Source organism: Streptomyces sp. NPDC002884 (genome assembly GCF_040295245.1).
Taxonomy (GTDB): Bacteria; Actinomycetota; Actinomycetes; order Streptomycetales; family Streptomycetaceae; genus Streptomyces.
On sequence record NZ_JBEOVB010000001.1, the window covers coordinates 445,421 to 467,693 of the forward strand.

The window sequence follows — 22,273 nt, forward strand, 5'->3', positions numbered from 1 at the left end:
GCACTCGCCAAGAGGCCCCCGATCACCGTGCCGGAGAGTGCGAGCCGCTGGTGTCGGGGCGGTGGTTGGGACAGCATGCGGCGCATGGACTGGATGCCCCTGCTCTCCACGCTGACAGGTGCCGCCATCGGCATCGCCGCCACCCTGATCGCCGATCGCAACAGGTGGCGGCGCGAGGAAGCACGACACGCCCTGGAAGTGCGACGCGCCGTGTACACCGAGTACGCCTCCGCCCTCAAAGACGCGGGGGAGGAGATACGGGCTGTCGCCCTGGGCGATCACATGTCCGAGTCGGCGCGTGATGCGGCGGTGCGCGAAGCCTTCCGTGGGACCGGACTGCACACGGCGAGCGAACGGCTCTGGCTCGTGGGTCCGCCGCTCGTTGTCGCGGCCGGGAACGACGCGTTTCACAGCCTGCGCCGGATGCGCGACGCCTATGCCCGCGGGGTGGCCGTCGGCTCCGCCGAGGACACGGCCTTCATCCGACAGCGCCGCACGGCCATGGCCGAGATGCGCCGCCGCATGCGCGAGGATCTGGGCATCGGCCCCCTCGGCATCGAATGACCACCGACCACAGGCTCGCAGACAGCTGGACTCCACGTGGGCCCCGGACACAGGAGCGGCCTCCCGGGGTTTCTCCCGGAAGGCCGCTGACCTGCTGTCCAACCCTGGTGGGCGCGGACGGTTTCGAACCGCCGACATCCTGCTTGTAAGGCAGGCGCTCTACCCCTGAGCTACGCACCCGGGACGAGTCGACAGCCTACATTGCCCTGGGCGGTGCCCCGCAAACCCGTATCCGGGGGTTAGCCCCACCCCGGATCCGGGAGCATGCCGGATCCTCCGGAGGCCGACGGCTCCCTAGTGTCGTCAGGGCAACGCCAAGCAGCCCAGGGGGAGATCACCATGGCACGTACGTCACTTCCGGCCCGCGCGGTCCTCGTCACCGGGGCCGTCGTGGCCCTGGCCGCCGGCACGACCGCCTGTGGTGCCTCCGCCGCCGACGACGAGCATCCCGATCACCGGTCCTTCGCCCTCCAGGGCCGCACGCTCACCATCGACTCCGACGACTCGGCGCTCGAGATCGTCGCGTCCGACACGGCCGAGGCGGGCAAGGTCGACGTCACCCGCTGGTTCCAGGGGTCGGTCACCGTCGGCAAGGAGCCGAAGGTGACCTGGTCGATGAAGGACGACCGGCTGACGCTGCGGCTGCGCTGCTCCGGCCTCGTCGCCGACTGCGCCGCCAAGCACCGTATCGAGGTGCCCCGGGGTGTCGCCGTGAAGGTCGAGGACGACGACGGCAGCGTCCGGGCGCGGGGCTTCCGGGACGCGCTGAGCGTGCACGCCGAGGACGGCTCCGTGCAGGTCACCGACTCCAGCGGGCCGCTGGAGCTGCGCACCGAGGACGGTTCCGTCCGCGCCGAGGTCTCCTCGCGCACGGTGGACACCCGTACCGAGGACGGCTCGGTCCACCTCATCCTGGCCGCCGTACCGGACCGGGTGGAGTCCGTCAGCCAGGACGGCTCGGTGACGATCACACTGCCCGAGGGCACCTACCGGGTGACCACGAAGACCGACGACGGCGGGGTGGACGTGTCCGTGCCGCGGGACGAGTCCAGCGCACATGTGGTCAGCGCGCACACCACCGACGGCAAAGTCACTGTCAGGAACGCGAACTAACCGACCCGTGTGTTCGTCCTTAACCGGTGGGAGAATGACACCGGGCAGGGCGGATCACAGCACGGGAGAGGGATGTGACGGCGACACCAGCGCAGCCGTATTCGCCGTTGGTGCCGCGCGCACAGCGCCGCCGTGCGCGCCGGGCGCCGCACGCGCTCCGGGACACCCTCACCCTCGTCGCCCTCCCCCTCGTGGCCGCCCTCGCGCTGCCCGCCGCGTTCGCCGGAGGCGGCACGCGGCGCTGGTTCGGCGGGCGGGCGGAGGGACAGCGGGCCGAGGCCCAGGCCGCCAAGGACGCGGCGGCGGCCGCCTTCTACGAGCTGGACAGCGCCCAGCGCGACCTGCGCATCTCGATCGAGACGATCAGGGCCGTGGACGACACGCCGGCCGCCCGGCGGGCCGTCTCCGACTTCGAGGCCGTCGGCAGGCGCATCGACGAGGCCAGCCACCAGTACATCGACGCCGTCGACGCCCATGACCTCGACCGGGACGACCTGGAGGCCTCGGCGGCCGCCCAGGCGCGCACCGAGCTGACCCGCGCCAAGGACGAGCTGGGCCGCGTCAAGCAGGAGCTGGACCGGTTCGCCGACGGGCTGGGTCCGCTGCTCGGCAAGGCCGAGACCCAGCTGGCCCGCCTAGCGCCCGCCGTGGAACGGGCCCGGCAGGCCCTGCTGGCCGCCTCGAACGCGCTGGACGCCGTACGGGAGAGCGGGCTGCGGGCGGACGGTCTCGCGGCGCGGCTGGCGGCGCTGGCGCCCGAGCTGACGAAGCTGAACCAGGGCGCGGGCCAGCACGGCGTGCCGCAGACGCTGGAGCGGGCCGAGCGGGTGGCGCGGGAGGCCGAGGCGGTCCGGGTGGAGGCGGAGCGGCTGCCGGAGCGGGCCGCCGAGATCGACCACCGGCTCGTCTCGCTGCGTACCCGCGCCCAGGCGCTGACGACCCGCTCGGGGCAGGTGGAGCCGATCCTGAGCGAGCTGCGGCGGCGGTTCTCGGCCGCCTGCTGGCAGGACCTCCAGCACGTCCCCGACCAGGCCGGGGAGAACGTCCGGCAGGCCGAGGCGAAGCTCGAGGAGGCGCGCGTCGCGCGGGAGCAGCAGCGCTGGCCGGACGCCACCGCGCTGCTGTCGACGGTGCGCGCCCTGCTGAACAGCACGGACGAGGCGGTCTCGGCCGCCGGTGACCGGCTGACCAGGCTGAACGCGGTGCAGAAGGATCCGCAGGCGGAGATCGACCGGACCCGGTTCGCGATCCGGGACGCCCAGCGGCTGGCGATGGCGGGGCGCAACACCCCCGACCCCCGGCACGCGCGTCCGCTGGACGACTCGGTGGCCCGGCTGGAGCGGGCGATCGGCACGCTGGAGGGCCGGCACCCCGACTACTGGCACTTCCTGACCGAGACGGAGGCCGTCCGGCACGCGGTGGCGGACGTGGTGGCCGGGATCCGTGAGGAGCGCGGCACGGGGCACTGACATTGCCCCGGACGCCCGGCGGGCGGATATTGAAGGTACGTACGGCCTCCATCGGCGCATCCACCCTCAGGGAGGCGGAGATGGCCACACACGCACTGCACGGCCGGTCCAGGCGGCGGATCAGGTTCGACGAGCATCTGCCGGTCGACCACCGTCTGAATCTGGTCTACCGGATCGGCGCCGGGCTGATGGGCCTGGGTCTGATCGTCTTCGGGATCTTCGGCATCCTCGACAACATCGGCTTCTTCGACACCGGCGGGGACGAGGTGTGGAGCCTCAACACCAACGGGGCCCTCAGCTGGCTGTCGATCGCCGTCGGGCTGCTGCTGCTCGTGGGCATGGTGATCGGCGGGAACTTCGCGTCCACGCTGAACATGACCCTCGGCGTCCTCTTCGTCCTCAGCGGCTTCCTGAACATGGCCCTGCTGGAGACGGACTACAACTTCCTGGCGTTCAAGATCCAGAACTGCATGCTCAGCTTCGTGATCGGGATCCTGCTGCTCGTCTTCGGGATGTACGGCAGGGTGGGGTCCGCCCTGCCGCACGACAACCCGTACTGGCGGGCCCGCCACCCCGAGGAGTGACGGGCCGGCCGGATCAGGTGCGGTACGCGTAGAAGTACGCGGTCGGGTACGACGAGACGAGGCTCGCCACCGACCTGCGCAGGGTGTTGTTCGAGTGGTACGTCACGTACGGCACGCCGCCGCTCTTGGCGGTGACGATCATCGTGTGGTCCTTGGACCCGTCCCGGTCGAAGTCCATCTGGAGGACGTCGCCGACCTCGAGCTGGTAGACGTTGGCGAGCGCGGTGGTCCGCTTGGAGTTCTGGGCGAACCAGGACCACTCGTTGACGCCGACGAACGAGTCGGACTGGATGTCGGCGTTGCCGAACCACTTGGTGTAGTCGTACACGTAGCCGGGGACGTGCTTCCAGCCGCCGGCCTTCAGGGACTGGCTGACGAAGTTGGTGCAGTCGCCGCCGGCGCCGTGGCCGTTGTAGTCCGGATAGTCCTTGTTGTAGACGTTCCAGTACTTCTCGGCGTAGGTCGCCATCGCCTTGTAGTCGAAGGCGGTGCCGGTCTTCGGGACGGCGACCGGGTTGCGGGTGGTCGCCGCGCGCGCGGCGTTCGGCATGGTGTCGTCCGCCGTCGTGGCCGTCTTGACGGACACCGGCTTGGTGAGCGCGTTCACCGCGAGACCGCCCTGGTCGGTGTCGCGGATGTCCGTCAGCTGCCAGTTGCCCTGCCGGTCGGCCTTGAACGTCAGCTCGTGCCGGGCCTCGAAGCCGGTGCTCTTCGGCTCGTTGCCGCGGACCTTCGCGTAGGTCAGCGTGGTGCTCTCGGTGACCGCGGCCTTGGCGGTGCGGCCGGTCACCCGCGTGGCGTTCAGGGTGACGGTGGTGCTGGCCTTGCTGTACTTCTCGCCGGCCTTCGCCAGCTTGTCCTTGCGGTCGCCCAGCGTGGACAGGGCGGCGTCCTCGGTGCGGGCCGTGCCGGAGGACAGCTTGACGTCACCGGAGAAGCCGTCGGTCAGCGGCTTCGTCCGGTCGCCCTGCTTGCCGGCGACCAGGGCGTCGGTGCGGTCGGTGAAGACCGCGTCCGCGAGCCGCTGGAAGGTGGCCTTGGTAGCGGAGTCGACCTTGGGGTCGTCGACGACGGCGGCACCGGCGGACCAGTTGGGCAGCAGAGCCACTCCGGCGACGACCGAGGTGGCGGCTGCCCCGAGTATCGCGACGCGGCGGCGGGTCGCCCTCAATTTCCTTGACTTCACTGATGTTTCCCCTCTTGCCCCGGCGGAGGGATGCCGGGAAGGGCATCTTTGCATGGCGTGTGTGGCTGTTGTGAAGAGGGGACCGGGTTGAGGTTTGGTTACTTCACGACCGTCGACCAGTCCGGGTTCTGCGCCGGATCCAGGGTGCGCAGCCGCTCGAGCGTCGTCGGCGTCTGCACGTCCATCCAGTCGGCCAACTCCTGGAAGGACACGCACTTGACGTCCTTCTTGGTGCACACGTTCTCGATGACCTGGTCGACGGACTTCATGTAGATGCCGCCGTTCCACTCCTCGAAGTGGTTGCCGATGAAGAGGGGGGCCCGGCTGCCGTAGTACACGCGGTTGAAGCCGGCCATGTAGGCGTCGACGGTCTCCTGCTCCCACGTCGGGTACTGCGCCGGGTCGCCGTCGACCTCGCCGTCGGACTGGTTGTAGAGGAAGTTGAAGTCCATGGACAGGCCCTGGTACTTGCCGCCGTCGTAGGGGAGCAGCTGCAGCGGGAAGTCCCAGAGGCCGTTCTTCTTGGTCGGCCAGATCTGGAAGTCACCGGTGGAGCTGGCGTCGTAGCGCCAGCCGTAGCTCTTGGCGGCCTTCAGCAGGTTGGCCTGGCCCTCCAGGCAGGGCGCGCGGCCGCCGACGACCGCCTTCTTGAAGTCGAAGGGCAGCGGGTCGATGTCCTTGTAGCCGGTGTTGGTCTTCCAGTTCTCCACGAAGGAGTAGAACTGGTCGATCTCGCTCTTCCACTCCTCGACGCTCCAGTCTCCGCCGCCCTTGGCGCCGCAGAAGTGGCCGTTGAAGTGGGTGCCGATCTCGTTCCCCTCCTTCCACGCCTCGCCGAGCTGCTCCAGCGTGGTGCGGATGTGTTCGTCGGTGGGGAAGCTGATGGCCGCCGTGCCCTTGGGGTGCTGGGGCGGGGAGTACAGGTCCTCCTTGCTCTTGGGCAGCAGGTAGATGCCCGTGAGGAAGAAGGTCATGTGGGCGTTGTACTCCTCGGCCATCTTCCGGTAGTGCTCGAAGAGGCCGTCGTCGCCCATGAGCGCGCCGTCCCAGGAGAAGACCACGAACTGGGGCGGCTTCTCCCCCGGCTTGAGCGGTACCGCTTTCAGCTGCCCCGTCTGCGGTCCGGTGTACGAGGTGGAGCCGTCCCCCAGGACGTGCGTCTTGCCGTCCCACTTCGGCTCCTTGGTGGCCCCCGCCGACGCCTTCTTGTTCTCCCCCGAGGACGCGGTCGGCGCGGTGTTCGTCGTGCTGTTCAGCACCAGGTAGCCGGCCACCAGGGACGCGACGACGAGGAGCGCCGCCAGCGTCAGGAACCCCGGATGCGTGGTGGCGGGGTGGCGCGTTGCCGGAGCCTTGCGGCGGCGGCCCGACGGTGACTTCATGTGCGGATCATTCTCCGGATTTCGGGGATGCGGGTGCCCGTTTCGGTGGTCAGCCGAGCGGGCTCATGGCACCTGACCAGATGCCGTAGGGAACGCTGTCGTCGGTCGTGCCGGCGATGCCCTTCAGTGGAAGCGGTTGGAGACTCTTGCCGAGGTCGATGCGGTAGACGACGACCGCCGTGGACACGGCCTTGGCCGTGCCGACGTACCAGGCCGCGGTGTCGTCCTGGGTGGTGCCGGCCTTCCCGGCCACCTGCCCGAGCGAGCCGGCCCGGGCGGCCTGCTGCGAGGAGGGCACGTCGTCGGGGTGGGCGGTGCGGAAGGAGTCCGCGAGCGCGGAGTTGACCTCCTCGGCCACGTCGGCGCCGAACGCCCGGTCGACGGCCGGGGTGTCCAGGACGAGCTTGGTGCCGTTCTTGGTGATCAGTCGCACCGAGTACGGCTCGGTGTGCTTGCCGCCCGCGGCGAAGGTGGAGTAGCCGCTCGCCATCCGGATCGCGCTGGGCGTGGAGCTGCCCATGGACAGCGCGGGCACCTGCGCCCCGATGCTGGAGGAGAGCAGCCCGGACTTCTCGGCGGTGGCGCGCACCGTGTCGAGCCCGGTGTCCATGCCGAGCTGCATGAACGGCGTGTTCACCGACAGCTCCATCGCCCGGTGCAGGGAGATCTGCCCGTACGACTCGCCGTCGTCGTTCTTCGCGGCCACCACCTTGCCGCTGCGGTCCCAGTACGGCCCCTCGGGCGTCGTCACCGGCACCTTGTCGTCGCCGTCGTACAGCGTCTCCCCGGTGACCGGCGTGGTGTCCCCGTCGCGGGTCTTGTGGACCCCGTTCTCCAGGCCGGCGGCGTACACGAACGGCAGGAACGCGCTGCCGGCCGAGACGGTGGTGGCGTTGGACTCGTTGTAGCCCTGCGTACGGTGGTCGGGGCCGCCGTAGACGGCGAGGATCCGCCCGTCGGAGGCCACCGAGGAGGCGCCGTAGTGGGCGGTCTTCGCACCCTTGGGGTCGTCCTTCAGGGCGTCCTTGCGGGCCTTGGTGACGGCGTCGGTGAGCTGGGTCTCGCGCTTCTTGTCGAAGGTCGTGTAGATCTGGTAGCCGCCCAGGTCGAAGTCCTTGTCGGAGATCTTCCCGGCCTTCTTGGCGTACTGGGAGGCGAGTTCCACCAGGTAGTCGCTCTGCTCACCGGTGTCGTACAGCGGGTTGGACTTGAGCGGCTCGGGGAACTTCGTGTACTTGGCGCGCTCGGCCTTCGACAGTTTGCCGATGTCGACCATCCGGTCCAGGGTCCACGACCAGCGTTCCACGGCCCGGGCGCGGTTGGCCGTGTTCAGGGTCGGGTCGTACAGGCCGGCGCCCTTGAGCAGGGAGGCGAGAAACGCGGCCTCGCTGGCGTTGAGTTCGCCGACGTCCTTGCCGTAGTAGGCCTGGGCGGCGCGCTGGATGCCGTAGGTGCCGCGGCCGAACCAGCTGGTGTTGAGGTAGCCCTCGAGGATGTCGTCCTTGCTCATCTGGTTGTCGAGCTTGAGGGCGATCATGGCCTCGGTGAACTTGCGGCTGACCGTCTGGTTCTGGTTCAGGTAGACGTTCTTCACGTACTGCTGGGTGATCGTGGAGCCGCCCTGGGTGTCACCCTGGCCGATGGTGCGGAACAGGGCGCGGCTGATGCCCTTGAAGGAGATGCCGGGGTCGCTGTAGAAGCTGGCGTTCTCGGCGGCCAGCACCGCCCAGCGGACGTCCTCGGGGATGTCCTTCAGCGGCATCGCCTGCCGTTGCACCCAGCCGGTGCGGGCCATCGGTGTCCCGTCGGCCCAGAAGTACACGTTGTCCTGCTGGGTGGCGTACGAGTTGATGTTGTCCGGGACGTCGGTGGCCGCGTAGGCGACGACCAGGAGCATGCTGCTCAGGCCTATGGACGTGAGGACGCCGCCGAGGCACTGCCGCCAGGAGGGTATCCAGCGCCGCCAGTCGGTACGGCCCGGGCGCGGGTACTGCGGGCGCAGCTTGCGGACGTAGGGCGTGACACGAGCCACATACGGAGCCAGTACGGCAAGGAGCGGGGCGAGTCGAGGACCGAGAAACGAAGAAATTTGGGCAAAAGTTGAAGGGCGGGGGGCTTTTCGTCGGTTCTTCGACGAACGCGGCTTTTCTTCGTCGCCCTCCTCGGATATGTCCGGCATTACCGGTATATCCGAGACCCGCAGTTGCATGGTCTCGTCCGGCCGAAAAGATGCAGGAAGCTTCAACTGCATGGTTTCGTCCGGCTGTTGGGGCTTGTCCCCCGGCCCCGCCTCGCTCACGACGCGTCTCCCTCCGCACTCCGTATTGCTCGCAGGCAGACGTACAGACTGACGAGGGCCTGACATGGTTGCCGTTGACGCGGCCGCAAACCTGAACCCTCCCGACCATGGAGTTCAATGCGGCGCTCTCAAATTACCAGCGCTCTTCGCAAATTCTCCACAGAAGAAATCGACAGAAGTGAACAGAGGTGAAACTGCTGACACCACGTCCGAGCATAGGGGCTTAGTCTGACGCCATGCCTCGCTACGAGTACCGCTGCCGGACCTGCGGCGACACCTTCGAACTGAGCCGCCCGATGGCTCGGTCCGCGGACCCCGCCGACTGCCCCGCAGGTCACGACGACACCGTCAAGCTGCTCTCCACGGTGGCCGTGGGCGGCACGAAGTCCGCCCCCGCGCCCAAGGCGGGCGGCGGAGGCGGCGGCGGATGCTGCGGCGGCGGTTGCTGCGGCTGACCGCCGCCCGCCGACTTCTCAGGAACTCTTCAGGAACTCCCGCAGGATGCGCTCCCCGGCCAGCACGCCCCGCTCGGGCAGGGCGGTGATCGCCGGGGCCGTCCAGGCGGCGTCGGCCAGCTCGCCGTGCCCGGGACGCCAGCCCCGGTCGGCGGCCAGCAGCAGGTCGGCGTCGAGCAGCGAGTCGCCCGCCGCCAGCGTCAGTTCGGCGCCGGTGCGGCGGGCCACCTCACGCACGGCCGCGCTCTTGGTCAGCGGCTTCGGCACCGCGTAGATCTTGCGGCCCTGGAGCGACACGGTCCAGCCGCGGTTCTCCGCCCACACCGCGAGCTCCTTCACCCACTCCTCGGGCAGCAGCTCCCGCTCCACGACGAGATAGGCGAACAGGTCCTCGGCGACCCGCTGCTTGCGCAGCCACAACGGGTCCGCCGTCCTCGCCAGGTACTCCTCCACCTCCGCGAGCGGCGCGCACTCGTCGGCCAGCCTGGCCAGCACGCGCCCGTGCCAGTCCTGATCGGTCACGCCGTCGACCAGCAGATGGCCGCCGTTCGCGCAGATCACGTACTTCGGCGCCGGGCCCGGCAGGTTGATGCGCTGGTACTGCTTGCGCGTCCGGGTGGTCGTCGGCACGAACACCGCCCGGTCACCGAGCTCGCTCAGCAGCTGCGCCGACGTCTCCGTCATGAACGACAGCGGCCTCGCCTCGTGCACCTCGACGCACAGCAGCCGCGGCGCCCGCGCGTCCGGCATGGTCAGCGCCAGGGCGGCCGCCGAGTAGATGAGCGTACGGTCGAGATCACTCGCCACCAGAACCGGCATCAGACCGTCACCGACTTGCCGTCGGCGCCGGTCGCGCCCCGGGTGAACTGCGGGTGGATCAGCCCCACGCAGGTGTACGGCAGTTCGCCGACCTCCTCGACGGGCACCCCTCGCTGTCCGGCGAGCAGCCGTACGTGGTCCAGGTCGGCGCCCGCCCCGGCCCGCGCCAGGATCTTCCACGGCACCCGGCGCAGCAGCACCCGGGTGGTCTCGCCGACCCCGGGCTTGACCAGGTTCACATCGTGGATGCCGTACTCCTCGCTGATCCGCTCGACCGCCGCCCAGCCCTCCCAGCTCGGCGTGCGGTCGCTGGCGAGCAGTTCCTTCACCGCGCCGCCGACCGCGTCCGCGACCTCGGGGAAGCGGGCGGCGATCGCGTCCAGGAAGGCCACCGAGACGTCCGTGCCGGCGAGCTCGCGGTAGAACTTCGCGCCGTGGAAGTCGTTCGGCCCGACCAGGTCGGCCCGCAGCACGGTCCGCGAGATGAGCCCCGAGACGGTCGAGTTCAGGCAGGCGGACGGGATGAGGAAGTCGTCACGGGTGCCGTACGTCCGCACGCACGAGCCCGGGTCGGCCAGCACCGCGATCTCCGCGTCGAAACCGGCCGCACCGCCGCCCGCCTCGAACTCCTCGATCGCCGCGGCCAGTTCCCGGGTGATCGCGCCCTTGCCGGTCCAGCCGTCGACGAAGACGACGTCACGCGGGTCGTGATGGGCGGCCAGCCAGCGCAGCGCGTTGGCGTCGATGCCCCGGCCGCGCACGATCGACACGGCGTAGTGCGGCAGGTCGAGGCCGTGCCGGAACTGCGCCCAGCGGCGCATCAGCACACCGACCGGGGTGCCGGCCCGGGCGAGCGAGACGAGCACCGGCCGGGGGGACCGCTCGGCGATCACCGTCTCCGTGACCACGCCCACGGCCTGCGCGATGCGCGCCGCCGAGGTCTCCAGCGCCGCCTGGAACAGCTCCTGGTACTGCTCGCTGGGCTGGTACTCGACGGGCAGCGACTCGGCGTAGTGCGCGCCGCCGCTCTGGATGGCCTCTTCCCGCTCCTCGGTCGGCGCCTCCAGCGTCACGTCCGAGAGGTCCTGGAGCAGCCAGCCGACCTCCTCGGGCGGGTACGACGAGAAGGCGGGGCCGCGGAGGGGCTCGGGCAGCATGGCGGGTCTCTCTTCCGACAAGGCGGCTGCGTACAGCGGCTCGGGGACGTACGACGGCACGACCGCGAGGACGACGTGCGGGGTGTGCGCGGCGAGCTGGGACAGGAGACCGTCGGGGGCGTGCAGCTCCCGGGTGTCGGCCACGGAGTCCACGACGGCGACGACGGCGTCGAAGCCGCCACCCGCGACGTTATAGGCATAGCGCTCGCCGGGGCCGTCGGCCGGTTCATCGTGCGCGGGGAAAACGATTCGGCTGCGTATCGCGTAGCCGGGGTCGTCCACCGCGAGGACGGGCGAGCGGGTGGTGGTCGAGTAGCGGACCTCGGCGGCCACCACCTGCTCCAGCTCACGGGCCAGCCTGAGCGGCGCGTACATCAGCTCTTCGAAACCGAGGACGAGGACGCGCGAGGCGTCCTCGGGTATCGCCTCGGCGAGGCGGGCGGTCATGGCGGGGAGGGCGGTCTCCAGCCGGACCCGGTGCCGGGGAGTGAACCCGTGCCGGCCGCCGTCCGGGAGGCCTCGGGGCCAGTGCAGGTCGACACGGGTGATGTGGCCCGCGGGGCGCGTCCGGCGGGTGCGGTCGCCTTCCGGGTGCGGGTCCGCCACGGCCGACGGCGCCGCGGACGGCTGACGGCCCGACGTGGCGCCCTCGTACCGGGCGACCAGTTCCTGCCCCTTCTCCAGCACCCCCGGAGGGAGCCGCACCGTGCCGGAGGCGGCGGCGACCAGGTCCACGCGGGCGCCGATCTCGCGGGCGAAGTCGTCCAGCCGGCCCGCGTCGGCGGCCGACCGCATGTCGACCAGCGCCACCACGACGTACCGCTGCCGTGGATACCGCTCGTGAAGATCACGAATGGTGTTCAGGACCGTGTTGCCGGTCGAGAACTCGTCGTCGACCAGGACCAGCGGCCCGTCCCCGACCAGCAGCGCCGGGTCCTCCGGCAGCAGCAGGTGCGAGGTCGCGTGCGAGTGGGACTCCTCGAAGCCGCCCGCCTGCGCGACCCCGGCGACCGGGCGGCGGGTGGAGTGCAGATAGGGGGCGCTGCCGAGGCCGTCGGCGACGGAGTGGCCGAGGCCGGTGGCGGTCTCCGCGTAGCCCAGGACGACCGCCCCGGCCGCCTCCTGGGCGCCCAGCAGCTCACGCACCCGGCGGCCCAGGGCGAACCCGTGCCCGTGCACCACGGACGGCGACTGCGGGACGTGCTTGCCCAGGACGTTGGAGACCAGCAGATGGGCCCGCTTGGGGTTGCGGCGCAGGGCCAGCCCCAGCAGGCCCGTCAGCGTGTCGTCGCCGACGAGCTCGACACCGAGCCGCTCGGCGACCCACGTCCCGGACCAGATCCCGTCGTCCCCGTTGTTCACTGCGTTGTTCATGCGTCCCTTGTGAGTGAGGTGGTTCTTCAGCCGGGTATACCGGCGGCGAGCAGGTCGACGAAGCTGACGTCCTCGTGCGCGACACCGAAGACCTCGGCGCGGAGCATGGTGCGCTCGGCCCAGGCGCGGTGCGGCTTCACCTCGTTCATCTTGTTCGTGTACTGAGACCGCAGTACACCCCCGCCGCCGCGTTCCGGCCGCAGGATGTCCGCCGCGTCGCTGTACTCCTCGTGGCTGACCACGGACAGCGCGTGCACGGCCGGCACGTGCGAGGGGTGGATGCAGGTCTTGCCCAGCAGACCGTTGGCATGGTCCAGGGAGATCTCGCGCAGCAGTCCGTCCATCGCGTGCTCTATCAGTTTCTCGCGCAGCTCGACGGCCTGCCCCTCCAGGAAGGGGCTGTGCCGCAACATCGGCTTGAACATGCGCTCGGGGACCCGGAAGTACTCCCACACCGGCCCGGTCACCGTGAACCCGGTGCCGTCGGCCCGGCCCAGCATGTTCACCACGTCGGCGATCACGGAGGCGACGATCTGGACGTCGTAGGCGGTCATGTCGGGCGCTCTGCGCAGCCCGTACGAGGAGCAGAAGTCGGTCACGCCGAGGCGCAGCGCGAGGACCCGGCTGCGGTACTTGTCGACGGCCCGGGCGATGCCCTCCAGGGCGTCCACCCGCGACTCGCGGTACATCAGCTCGGGCGTCTCCAGGACGGGCATGCCGAACAGCCGCCGCCCGCTCGCCGTCTCGGCGCCCGCCAGCGCCTCCAGGAAGGGGATGCCCCGCTCCTCGGTGAACTTCGGGAAGACGAACCCGCTCAGCAGCTCCACGGTGGCCCCGAGCCGCCGGACCAGGTCGGGGATCTGCTCGGGCGTCCGTACCCGGATGAAGAGCAGCGGCGGCTCCACCCCGTCCGCGGCCCTGCGCCCCGCCAGGTCGGCGAACTGCCGGACCAGGTTCTCCTCGCCGGCCTCGACGTCCTCGTCGCCGATGGAGTCCTCCAGGCACAGCACCATCGACACCACGCCGCGCCCGGTCTGCTTGACGATGTCGTCCGCCAGCCGGGGCCGGGTGGCCGGGCTGTACAGCGTGGCGCCCAGGGCCGCCGAGAGCAGCCTGGCCGGGGAGTCCGCGTCGAAGACGCACGGCTCCCGGTAGAACAAGCGCTGTCGCACCTCAGGGGCGAGGTGCCCGAAATGACGCATAAATCTCCCCCGTGGTGCAAGGTAAGTCTGTGGATTCGGCATGAGGTGGCCGGTAATAGTACGTAGGGATCCATGTCAGAGGTTCCCACCCGGCATGAATTTCAGGTAACTCGCGGATGAGACTTGCCGTGTACCCCGCGTTGTCGTGAGCAGGCCCGAGAAGGCAGGATGACCGCATGACGCACGCGATGCTGAAGGGGTCGAACGTCCCGCTGAAAGCCACCACGGTACGCGCCGTGCTGCGCTGGACCCCCGGGCAGGGGGTCCCGGACGTCGACGCCTCGGCGCTGCTCCTGGGCCTCGACGGCCGTGTGCGCTCCGACGAGGACTTCGTTTTCTACAACCAGCCCCGGCACCCTTCCGGGAAGGTGTGGCGGCTCGGCAAGAAACGTGTCGCCGAGGGCCTCACCGACACCATCCAGACAGATCTGTCCGGTGTCGAGTCCGGCGTCGGCCAGATTCTGCTGGTCGCTTCGGCGGACGGCGTGACGTTCGACCGCGTACGTTCCCTCACCATCGTGCTGTACGACGCGGCAGCCGACGGCGAGCCGCTGGCCACGTTCGACATCCGCCCCGAGACGGGCGAGGAGACGGCACTGATCTGCGGCGAGCTGTACCGGCGCGGTGAGGGCTGGAAGTTCCGTGCCCTGGGCGAGGGCTACTCCAACGGCCTCAAGGGCCTGGCCACGGACTTCGGCATCTCGGTGGACGAGTCGGAGGAGGCGGCGGCCACGGCCCCCGAGCCGGCCCTCCAGACGCCCAGCCTGTCCCAGCCCCTGCCGCCCGAGCAGCCGGCCTCGCCCGTCCCCCAGCAGCCGGCGTACGGCTACCCGGCCAGTCTCCCGACCTACGGCTACGGCTATCCGGACGGCTCCTTCCGGCTCCCTCCGCAGGGCCCCCAGTTCGTCGGACGGTGAGCCGCCGGGGGCCGGCGGCCCGGGTGGCGCCCGGGCGCTACTTCTCGGCCTTGGTCTTGTAGCCCCGGCCCCAGGACAGGCCCCAGCCGTACAGACGGTCCAGCTCCGCCTGGAACCCGTACACGAACCGCACCTCGCGCCGCACCATGAGCTCGTTCTTCACGTTCTCGATCATCACCACCGCGCAGGACCGGGCCTGCGGATGCCGCTCGTCGAGGCCTATCTCGATCCGCGGTCCGTTGCTCGGGTAGAGCGTGACGATCGCGTGCGTGCGGTCGAAGGCCGGCGTCTGGTCGTAGATGTAGACGAAGACGAGCAGCCGTTTGATCTGCTCCCGGTGGTCGAGGTTGACGTACATCGTCTCGCCGGACGCCGATCCGAACCTGTCGTCCCCGCTCAGCTTCACGTAGGGTGCCGCGTTCACGTCGCCCAGCAGGCCGCCCAGCGGCTGTACGACCCCCTTCGTGCCGTCGGCCAGCTCGTACAGGCAGCCGAGGTCGAGGTCGACGTTCACCATGCTCTGGCTGTGTCCGATGACCTCCGGCGGCCGCAGCGCCTTGAAGGGGTGCCGCAGCAGGCTCTCCCGCTGCGGTCCGCCGATGTCGGACGTCCGCATCCGCCAGGTCAGGTTGACGCGCAGGTTGCCGGTCGCGGCGCCCTGCTTGGTCAGCGAGACCTGATGATGCCGCTTGGTGAGCTCTATCGCGTTGGTGGCCGCGTTGCCCGAGTCGAAGTCCGCCGCCCGGCTGCCCAGGAGCCCGTCGAAGATGCCCATTCCCGCCCCCACGTCCACTGATGAAAACCGGCGGGGCGGCCGGTGGAGGACTCGTCCTCACCGGCCGCCCCGCTCAGAGCGTTCCTCGCTCCCCAGGTGATCACACCCCGGACGAGACCTCAGTCTTCTCGTCCGAGCCCTGGGCTTTTCCCTCGGCCGCCGCCAATGCGCGGTTGCGGCGGACGGAGGACCAGAAGGACCAGGCGATCAGGACCACGCCGACGAGACCGGTGATGACCTCGTTGATCTGGTACTGGATGGTGACCATGAGGATCACGGCCAGCGCGCCGATCGCGTAGTGCGCGCCGTGCTCCAGGTAGACGTAGTCGTCGAGGGTCCCCTGCCGGACCAGGTACACGGTGAGCGACCGGACGTACATGGCGCCGACACCGAGGCCGAGGGCCATCAGGACGATGTCGTTGGTGATGGCGAAGGCGCCGATCACCCCGTCGAAGGAGAAGGACGCGTCGAGGACCTCGAGGTAGAGGAACATGAAGAACGCGGCCTGACCGGCCAGGACGACCGCCGGGCGCTGCTTCCCGCTGCGCGCGGCCTCTTCCTCCTCCTCGTGTTCGCGCTCTTCCTCTTCCTCGAGCTTGTCCTCGAAGTAGCCGGAGAGACCGCCGACGACCATGTACGTGATCAGACCGGCGATGCCGGAGATCAGGACCGTCTGCGCCTTGTCGACGTGGGCGCCGCCGTGCTGGTGGGCGTGGGTCGCGAAGGTGAAGGCGGTGATCAGCAGGACGATCAGCGCGATGCAGACCGACAGCATGTCGACCTTGCCGAGCTTGGCGAGCGGGCGCTCGATCCAGCGCAGCCACTGGATGTCCCGGTCCTCGAAGATGAAGTCCAGGAAGATCATCAGCAGGAACATGCCACCGAAGGCGGCGATCGACGGGTGGGCGTCGGTGACCAGCTGCTGGTACTGGTCCTTGTCGTTGAGCGCGAGGTCGACCGCGTCGATCGGACCGATCTTGGCACTGATGGCGACGATGACGACGGGAAAGACCAGCCGCATGCCGAAGACGGCGATCAGCACACCGATCGTGAGGAAGATCTTCTGCCAGAAGGCACTCATCTTCTTCAGGATTCCGGCGTTGACCACCGCGTTGTCGAACGACAGCGAGATCTCGAGGACGCAGAGGATCGCCACGATGCCGAGGGCCTCCCACCCCCCGTAGAAGACCGCTGCGACCAGGCCGAGCGCGGTGACCGCGAACGACCAGCCGAAGGTTTTCAGAAGCACTGGCTACCCAATCGTGTCTGGGGGTCCCCCCAAGCGAAGCTCGGGGAGGGTTTCCCCCGCGCCGTACTCGGCTTTTTACGAAACGTTGACTCCGAAGTCTAGAGCGATGCCCCGCAGTCCCGACGCGTACCCCTGCCCCACGGCCCGGAACTTCCATTCGCCCTGGTAGCGATAGAGCTCGCCGAAGATCATCGCGGTCTCCGTGCTGGCGTCCTCGCTCAGGTCGTAGCGGGCGAGCTCCTGGCCGTCGGCCTGGTTGACGACGCGGATGAACGCGTTGGAGACCTGACCGAAGGTCTGGCCCCGCTCGTCGGCCATGTGGATGGAGACCGGGAAGACGATCTTGTCGCACTGGGGTGGCACCTTGGAGAGGTCCACCAGCAACGACTCGTCGTCGCCTTCGCCCTCACCGGTGAGGTTGTCGCCGGTGTGCTCCACCGAGCCGTCCGGGCTCTTGAGCTGGTTGTAGAAGACGAACCACTCGTCCCCCATCACCCGGCCGCTGTTGCACAGCAGCGCGCTGGCGTCGAGGTCGAAGGGGGCCCCGGTGGTGGAGCGTGCGTCCCAGCCGAGTCCGATCATCACCTGAGTGAGGTTCGGCGCGGCCTTGGAGAGGGAGACATTGCCTCCCTTGGCGAGCGTGACGCCCATGATTGCTGGTCCTCCCCTAGGTGGTGCTCAGGTGCTTCCTCTTCGGTTGTCCTGCACGTCCGGCGCCGCCCGTAAACGGTGCGGCGCCGGACGGTCGGACCTTCGGACCCTGCGGGTGACTCAGACGTTGACGCCGAAGTCCTGCGCGATACCGCGCAGACCCGACGCGTAGCCCTGGCCGATGGCCCGGAACTTCCACTCCGCGCCGTGCCGGTACAGCTCGCCGAAGACCATCGCGGTCTCGGTCGACGCGTCCTCGCTCAGGTCGTAGCGGGCGATCTCGGCGCCGCCGGCCTGGTTCACGACGCGGATGAACGCGTTGCGGACCTGGCCGAAGGACTGCTGCCGGTTCTCCGCGTCGTAGATCGACACCGGGAAGACGATCTTCTCGATGTCGGCCGGGACCCCGGCGAGGTTGACCTTGATCGCCTCGTCGTCGCCCTCGCCCTCACCGGTGGTGTTGTCACCGGTGTGCTCGACCGAGCCGTCGGGGCTCTTGAGGTTGTTGAAGAAGACGAAGTTGGCGTCGCTGCCGACCTTGCCGGAGCTGTCCAGCAGCAGCGCGCTGGCGTCCAGGTCGAAGTCGGTGCCGGTCGTGGTGCGGACGTCCCACCCCAGACCGACGATGACCGCGGTCAGGCCCGGGGCCTCCTTGGTCAGCGATACGTTGCCGCCCTTGCTGAGGCTGACTCCCACAAGTCCTCCATTGGTGTCCTGGGGCGGGGAGCCCCTGGTGCGTCGGATATCGGATCAACGAGTCGATCCTAGTAACGGGTTCCCGCCCCACGCAGGCCCTGGAGCGGAAGAATCACAGGGTGTCGAGCGCGGCGACGTACTCACCGAGGTCGCGGGCGTCCGGCAGCGCGTTGACGACGGTCCAGCGCACCAGGCCCTCCTGGTCGATGACGAAGGTGCCGCGCACCGCGCAGCCCTTGTCCTCGGCGAAGACGCCGTAGGCGCGGCTGACCTCGCCGTGCGGCCAGAAGTCGCTCAGCAGCGGGTACTCCAGGCCCTCCTGCTCGGCGAAGACGCGCAGGGTGTGGATGGAGTCGTTGGAGACGGCGAGCACCTGGGTGTCGCGGTCGGCGAACTTCGGCAGGTTGTCGCGCACCTCGCACAGCTCACCGGTGCAGACGCCGGTGAAGGCGAAGGGGTAGAAGAGCAGGACGACGTTCTTGCTGCCCCGGAAGTCGGAGAGCCGCACGGTGCGACCGTGGTTGTCCTTGAGCTCGAAGTCGGGGGCCTTGTCGCCGACCTGGATCGCCATCGCGTGGATGTCCCTTCGGTGGGGCTGTCTGGGTGAGTCCACCCTACGCAGCGAGCGCCGAAGGCCGCCGGACGGGCTGAGCACGAGAGCCCGGCCCGTCCGGCGTCACTTCACATCACTTCTTCGGACGTCACTCCCTGGACGTCACTTCTTGGACTTCGCGGCCTTGGGCGTCACCAGCCGGCTGCCACTCCAGTCCTTGCCCACGCTGACGCTCTTGCTGGCCGACAGACCCGCAGTCGTCGAGGCTTCGGAGATGTCGCTCGGCTCCACGTATCCCGTACGGCCGGTCTTCGGCGTCAGGAGGAGGATCGACCCGCCTTCTTCGATGTACGTGGTGGCGTCCACCAGCGCATCCGTCAGGTCTCCGTCATCGTCGCGGAACCAGAGCACCACGGCGTCGGCGACGTCGTCGTAGTCCTCGTCCACCAGATCGCTGCCGATGACTTCCTCAATGGACTCGCGGAGCTCCTGGTCGACGTCATCGTCGTAGCCGATCTCCTGGACCACCTGCTCGGGCTGGAAACCCAGCCTGACGGCAGGGCTGGTCCGCTCCTCCGCGTGGTCCGCGGTCGCGCTCACGGGTTGCCTCCTGATCATGATTCGGGAATAACTCAGCCACGCGCGGGCGCGAGGCATTGGCCGTAGTCCACACGGGCGGGACGGATCGCGCAAGTACCCGGCGGTTCGGACCGCCGAAACGGTGACGATCCTGGCCGTGTCGACGCAACTCCAGGCACGCGATTCGGACGGATGGTGACGTACACCACACCTATCTGCCCTGTTTGCGTATTTGAGAACCATCCAAGGGTACGAGATTCGAACGAGTGCCGGTTACCTCGGGGTAGAGATGACGTTTGCGGCCCCTAGGTACACGATGGGGGCGGTGCAGGCACGGGAGAGTCGGCGAGACACCCCCGCGAGGCGCCCGCGAGGCGCGAACGAGAAACACCGTCCCACACAGCCCTCTGACAGGTAAGGAACAGCGTGGCTTCCGGATCCGATCGCAACCCGATCATCATTGGCGGCCTTCCGAGTCAGGTTCCTGACTTCGACCCCGAGGAAACCCAGGAGTGGCTCGACTCCCTCGACGCCGCGATCGACGAGCGCGGCCGGGAGCGGGCCCGCTACCTGATGCTCCGGCTGATCGAACGGGCCCGCGAGAAGCGCGTGGCCGTGCCCGAGATGCGCAGCACGGACTACGTCAACACCATCCCCACCAGGGCCGAGCCCTTCTTCCCGGGGAACGAGGAGATCGAGCGCCGGATCCTCAACGCGACCCGCTGGAACGCGGCCGTGATGGTGTCCAGGGCCCAGCGGCCGGGCATCGGGGTCGGCGGCCACATCGCCACCTTCGCCTCCTCCGCGTCCCTCTACGACGTCGGCTTCAACCACTTCTTCCGCGGCAAGGACGAGGGCGACGGCGGCGACCAGGTCTTCTTCCAGGGCCACGCCTCCCCGGGCATCTACGCGCGCGCGTTCCTGCTCGACCGGCTGAGCGAACAGAACATGGACGCGTTCCGCCAGGAGAAGTCGAAGGCGCCGCACGGGCTGTCCTCGTACCCGCACCCGCGTCTGATGCCGGACTTCTGGGAGTTCCCGACCGTGTCGATGGGCCTCGGCCCGATCGGCGCGATCTACCAGGCGCGGATGAACCGCTACATGCACGCGCGCGACATCGCCGACACGTCGAAGTCGCATGTGTGGGCGTTCCTCGGCGACGGCGAGATGGACGAGCCGGAGTCGCTCGGCCAGCTGACCATCGCCGCACGTGAGGGCCTGGACAACCTGACCTTCGTCGTCAACTGCAACCTCCAGCGCCTCGACGGCCCGGTGCGCGGCAACGGCAAGGTCATCCAGGAGCTGGAGTCGGTCTTCCGCGGCGCCGGCTGGAACGTGATCAAGCTGATCTGGGACCGCTCCTGGGACCCGCTGCTCGCGCAGGACCGCGACGGCACCCTCGTCAACCGGATGAACACGACGCCGGACGGCCAGTACCAGACCTACGCCACCGAGTCGGGCTCCTACATCCGCGACCACTTCTTCGGCGACGACCAGCGGCTGCGCGCCATGGTCGAGGGCATGACCGACGACCAGATCCTGCACCTGGGCCGCGGCGGTCACGACCACCGGAAGATCTACGCGGCGTTCAAGGCGGCCGTGGAGCACACCGGCCAGCCGACGGTCATCCTCGCCAAGACGGTCAAGGGCTGGACGCTGGGGCCGAACTTCGAGGGCCGCAACGCCACCCACCAGATGAAGAAGCTGACGGTCTCCGACCTCAAGGGCTTCCGCGACCGGCTGCACCTGCCGATCTCCGACAAGGAGCTGGAGAGCGGCCTCCCGCCGTACTTCCACCCCGGGCGGAACTCGGAGGAGATCCAGTACATGCACGACCGCCGCAAGGGTCTCGGCGGCTATGTCCCGACCCGGGTCGTGCGCTCGAAGCCTCTCGCGCTGCCGGACGATAAGACGTACGCGAGTGTGAAGAAGGGCTCGGGCCAGCAGTCCATCGCGACGACCATGGCCTTTGTGCGGCTCCTCAAGGACCTCATGCGGGACAAGGAGCTCGGCAAGCGCTTCGTACTGATCGCGCCGGACGAGTACCGCACGTTCGGCATGGACTCCTTCTTCCCGAGTGCGAAGATCTACAACCCGCTCGGCCAGCAGTACGAGGCGGTGGACCGCGATCTGCTGCTCGCCTACAAGGAGTCGCCGACCGGGCAGATGCTGCACGACGGCATCTCGGAGGCCGGCTGCACGGCGTCCCTGATCGCGGCGGGCTCGGCGTACGCCACCCACGGCGAGCCGCTGATCCCGGTCTACGTCTTCTACTCGATGTTCGGTTTCCAGCGGACCGGCGACCAGTTCTGGCAGATGTCGGACCAGCTGGCGCGCGGTTTCGTACTGGGCGCGACCGCCGGCCGTACGACCCTGACCGGTGAGGGACTCCAGCACGCGGACGGCCACTCGCAGCTGCTCGCCTCCACGAACCCGGGCTGTGTCGCCTACGACCCGGCGTTCGGTTTCGAGATCGCGCACATCGTGCGGGACGGTCTGCGCAGGATGTACGGCGGTTCCGACGAGCACCCGCACGGCGAGGACGTCTTCTACTACCTGACCGTCTACAACGAGCCGATCCAGCACCCGGCCGAGCCGGACGACGTGGACGTCGAGGGCATCCTCAAGGGCGTCCACCGCTTCAGCGCGGGCACCTCGGGGTCGATCCCGGCACAGATCCTCGCGTCCGGTGTGGCCGTCCCCTGGGCGGTCGAGGCGCAGAAGATCCTCGCCGAGGAGTGGAACGTCAAGGCGGACGTCTGGTCCGCGACCTCCTGGAACGAGCTGCGGCGCGAGGCCGTCGAGGTCGAGCGGCACAACCTGCTGCACCCGGAGGAGGAGCAGCGGGTGCCGTACGTGACGCGGAAGCTGGCCGGGGCCGAGGGGCCGTTCGTGGCCGTCTCGGACTGGATGCGGTCGGTACCGGACCAGATCGCGCGCTGGGTGCCCGGCAGCTACCAGTCGCTGGGCGCGGACGGCTTCGGCTTCGCGGACACCCGGGGAGCGGCCCGCCGCTTCTTCCACATCGACGCCCAGTCGATCGTCGTGGGGGTGCTCACGGAGCTGGCGAAGGAGGGCAAGGTCGACCGGTCGCTGCTGAAGCAGGCCATCGACCGGTACCAGCTGCTGGACGTGTCGGCGGCGGACCCGGGCGCGGCGGGCGGCGACGCGTAGTCGCGCCGCCGGGAGGCCGGTGAGTGTCGGCGGGGCGCGGGGGGGGCTTGTCGCCCAGTCCCCGCGCCCCTGACG

The 22,273-nt window shown here is 69.2% G+C and carries 19 protein-coding genes and 1 tRNA gene; 7 read left to right on the top strand and 13 right to left on the bottom strand.

Going from position 1 to position 22,273, the window contains the following annotated elements; translation table 11 throughout:
• The first annotated feature begins 84 nt into the window (after positions 1-84).
• A complete protein-coding gene (locus tag ABT070_RS01975) occupies positions 85-564 on the top strand; it encodes a hypothetical protein (protein WP_351753287.1) in 480 nt (159 codons plus the stop codon).
• Positions 565-669: 105 nt separating this feature from the next.
• Here the strand turns inward: ABT070_RS01975 and ABT070_RS01980 are convergent.
• Positions 670-744: transfer RNA gene (locus tag ABT070_RS01980), tRNA-Val, on the bottom strand.
• A 159-nt stretch (positions 745-903) separates the two neighbouring features.
• On the opposite strand from ABT070_RS01980, the gene ABT070_RS01985 reads away from it, so the two are divergent.
• The 3 genes from ABT070_RS01985 (at position 904) to ABT070_RS01995 (ending at position 3,730) form a co-directional block, all read left to right on the top strand.
• Positions 904-1,677: a DUF4097 family beta strand repeat-containing protein gene (locus tag ABT070_RS01985; protein ID WP_351753289.1), complete on the top strand. Its 774-nt coding sequence runs from the start codon at positions 904-906 to the stop codon at positions 1,675-1,677.
• Between the two features lie 74 nt (positions 1,678-1,751).
• On the top strand, positions 1,752-3,146 hold the full coding sequence (locus tag ABT070_RS01990) for a hypothetical protein (RefSeq protein WP_351753291.1): 1,395 nt from the start codon (positions 1,752-1,754) through the stop codon (positions 3,144-3,146).
• A gap of 80 nt (positions 3,147-3,226) precedes the next feature.
• A complete protein-coding gene (locus ABT070_RS01995; RefSeq protein WP_351753294.1) occupies positions 3,227-3,730 on the top strand; it encodes a DUF4383 domain-containing protein in 504 nt (167 codons plus the stop codon).
• Positions 3,731-3,743: 13 nt separating this feature from the next.
• Here ABT070_RS01995 and ABT070_RS02000 read toward each other — a convergent pair whose 3' ends face one another.
• The 3 genes from ABT070_RS02000 to ABT070_RS02010 all read right to left on the bottom strand — a co-directional run bounded on the left by ABT070_RS02000 (position 3,744) and on the right by ABT070_RS02010 (position 8,477).
• On the bottom strand, positions 3,744-4,916 hold the full coding sequence (locus tag ABT070_RS02000; protein WP_351753296.1) for an amidase domain-containing protein: 1,173 nt from the start codon (positions 4,914-4,916) through the stop codon (positions 3,744-3,746).
• A 98-nt stretch (positions 4,917-5,014) separates the two neighbouring features.
• Complete coding sequence (locus tag ABT070_RS02005) at positions 5,015-6,298, bottom strand: polysaccharide deacetylase family protein (RefSeq protein ID WP_351753298.1); 1,284 nt, start codon at positions 6,296-6,298, stop codon at positions 5,015-5,017.
• Positions 6,299-6,347: 49 nt separating this feature from the next.
• The gene (locus ABT070_RS02010) at positions 6,348-8,477 is read right to left on the bottom strand and encodes a transglycosylase domain-containing protein (RefSeq protein ID WP_451099403.1); all 2,130 of its coding nucleotides are present in this window, start codon (positions 8,475-8,477) and stop codon (positions 6,348-6,350) included.
• A gap of 356 nt (positions 8,478-8,833) precedes the next feature.
• Here ABT070_RS02010 and ABT070_RS02015 point away from each other — a divergent pair, with 356 nt between their 5' ends.
• Complete coding sequence (locus tag ABT070_RS02015) at positions 8,834-9,052, top strand: FmdB family zinc ribbon protein (protein ID WP_020126904.1); 219 nt, start codon at positions 8,834-8,836, stop codon at positions 9,050-9,052.
• 18 nt (positions 9,053-9,070) lie between these two features.
• Here ABT070_RS02015 and ABT070_RS02020 read toward each other — a convergent pair whose 3' ends face one another.
• From ABT070_RS02020 to ABT070_RS02030, 3 genes are read right to left on the bottom strand one after another with little or no spacing between them, the layout of a single operon-like run.
• Positions 9,071-9,871, bottom strand: coding sequence for an HAD family hydrolase (locus ABT070_RS02020; protein ID WP_351753301.1), 801 nt, complete (start codon positions 9,869-9,871; stop codon positions 9,071-9,073).
• Complete coding sequence (locus ABT070_RS02025; RefSeq protein WP_351753304.1) at positions 9,871-12,402, bottom strand: phosphoribosyltransferase; 2,532 nt, start codon at positions 12,400-12,402, stop codon at positions 9,871-9,873. Before ABT070_RS02025 ends, ABT070_RS02020 begins: the two co-directional genes overlap by 1 nt.
• A gap of 26 nt (positions 12,403-12,428) precedes the next feature.
• Positions 12,429-13,604: an HpcH/HpaI aldolase/citrate lyase family protein gene (locus ABT070_RS02030; RefSeq protein WP_351753306.1), complete on the bottom strand. Its 1,176-nt coding sequence runs from the start codon at positions 13,602-13,604 to the stop codon at positions 12,429-12,431.
• 176 nt (positions 13,605-13,780) lie between these two features.
• On the opposite strand from ABT070_RS02030, the gene ABT070_RS02035 reads away from it, so the two are divergent.
• The gene (locus ABT070_RS02035) at positions 13,781-14,521 is read left to right on the top strand and encodes a TerD family protein (RefSeq protein ID WP_351753309.1); all 741 of its coding nucleotides are present in this window, start codon (positions 13,781-13,783) and stop codon (positions 14,519-14,521) included.
• Positions 14,522-14,558: 37 nt separating this feature from the next.
• On the opposite strand, the gene ABT070_RS02040 is transcribed toward ABT070_RS02035, so the two are convergent.
• From ABT070_RS02040 to ABT070_RS02065, 6 genes are all read right to left on the bottom strand, one after another.
• On the bottom strand, positions 14,559-15,296 hold the full coding sequence (locus ABT070_RS02040) for a TerD family protein (protein WP_351753311.1): 738 nt from the start codon (positions 15,294-15,296) through the stop codon (positions 14,559-14,561).
• A gap of 100 nt (positions 15,297-15,396) precedes the next feature.
• Complete coding sequence (locus tag ABT070_RS02045; RefSeq protein WP_351753314.1) at positions 15,397-16,545, bottom strand: DUF475 domain-containing protein; 1,149 nt, start codon at positions 16,543-16,545, stop codon at positions 15,397-15,399.
• A gap of 75 nt (positions 16,546-16,620) precedes the next feature.
• On the bottom strand, positions 16,621-17,196 hold the full coding sequence (locus tag ABT070_RS02050) for a TerD family protein (RefSeq protein ID WP_020126912.1): 576 nt from the start codon (positions 17,194-17,196) through the stop codon (positions 16,621-16,623).
• 120 nt (positions 17,197-17,316) lie between these two features.
• Positions 17,317-17,892 (bottom strand): calcium homeostasis/redox stress adaptation protein, encoded by a 576-nt coding sequence (locus tag ABT070_RS02055; RefSeq protein ID WP_020126913.1) that lies wholly within the window; start codon positions 17,890-17,892, stop codon positions 17,317-17,319.
• A gap of 112 nt (positions 17,893-18,004) precedes the next feature.
• Complete coding sequence (locus ABT070_RS02060) at positions 18,005-18,463, bottom strand: peroxiredoxin (RefSeq protein ID WP_351753319.1); 459 nt, start codon at positions 18,461-18,463, stop codon at positions 18,005-18,007.
• A gap of 144 nt (positions 18,464-18,607) precedes the next feature.
• Complete coding sequence (locus tag ABT070_RS02065; protein ID WP_020126915.1) at positions 18,608-19,045, bottom strand: DUF3052 domain-containing protein; 438 nt, start codon at positions 19,043-19,045, stop codon at positions 18,608-18,610.
• A 405-nt stretch (positions 19,046-19,450) separates the two neighbouring features.
• On the opposite strand from ABT070_RS02065, the gene aceE reads away from it, so the two are divergent.
• Positions 19,451-22,198, top strand: coding sequence for a pyruvate dehydrogenase (acetyl-transferring), homodimeric type (gene aceE / locus ABT070_RS02070; RefSeq protein ID WP_351753321.1), 2,748 nt, complete (start codon positions 19,451-19,453; stop codon positions 22,196-22,198).
• The last annotated feature ends 75 nt before the right edge of the window (positions 22,199-22,273 follow it).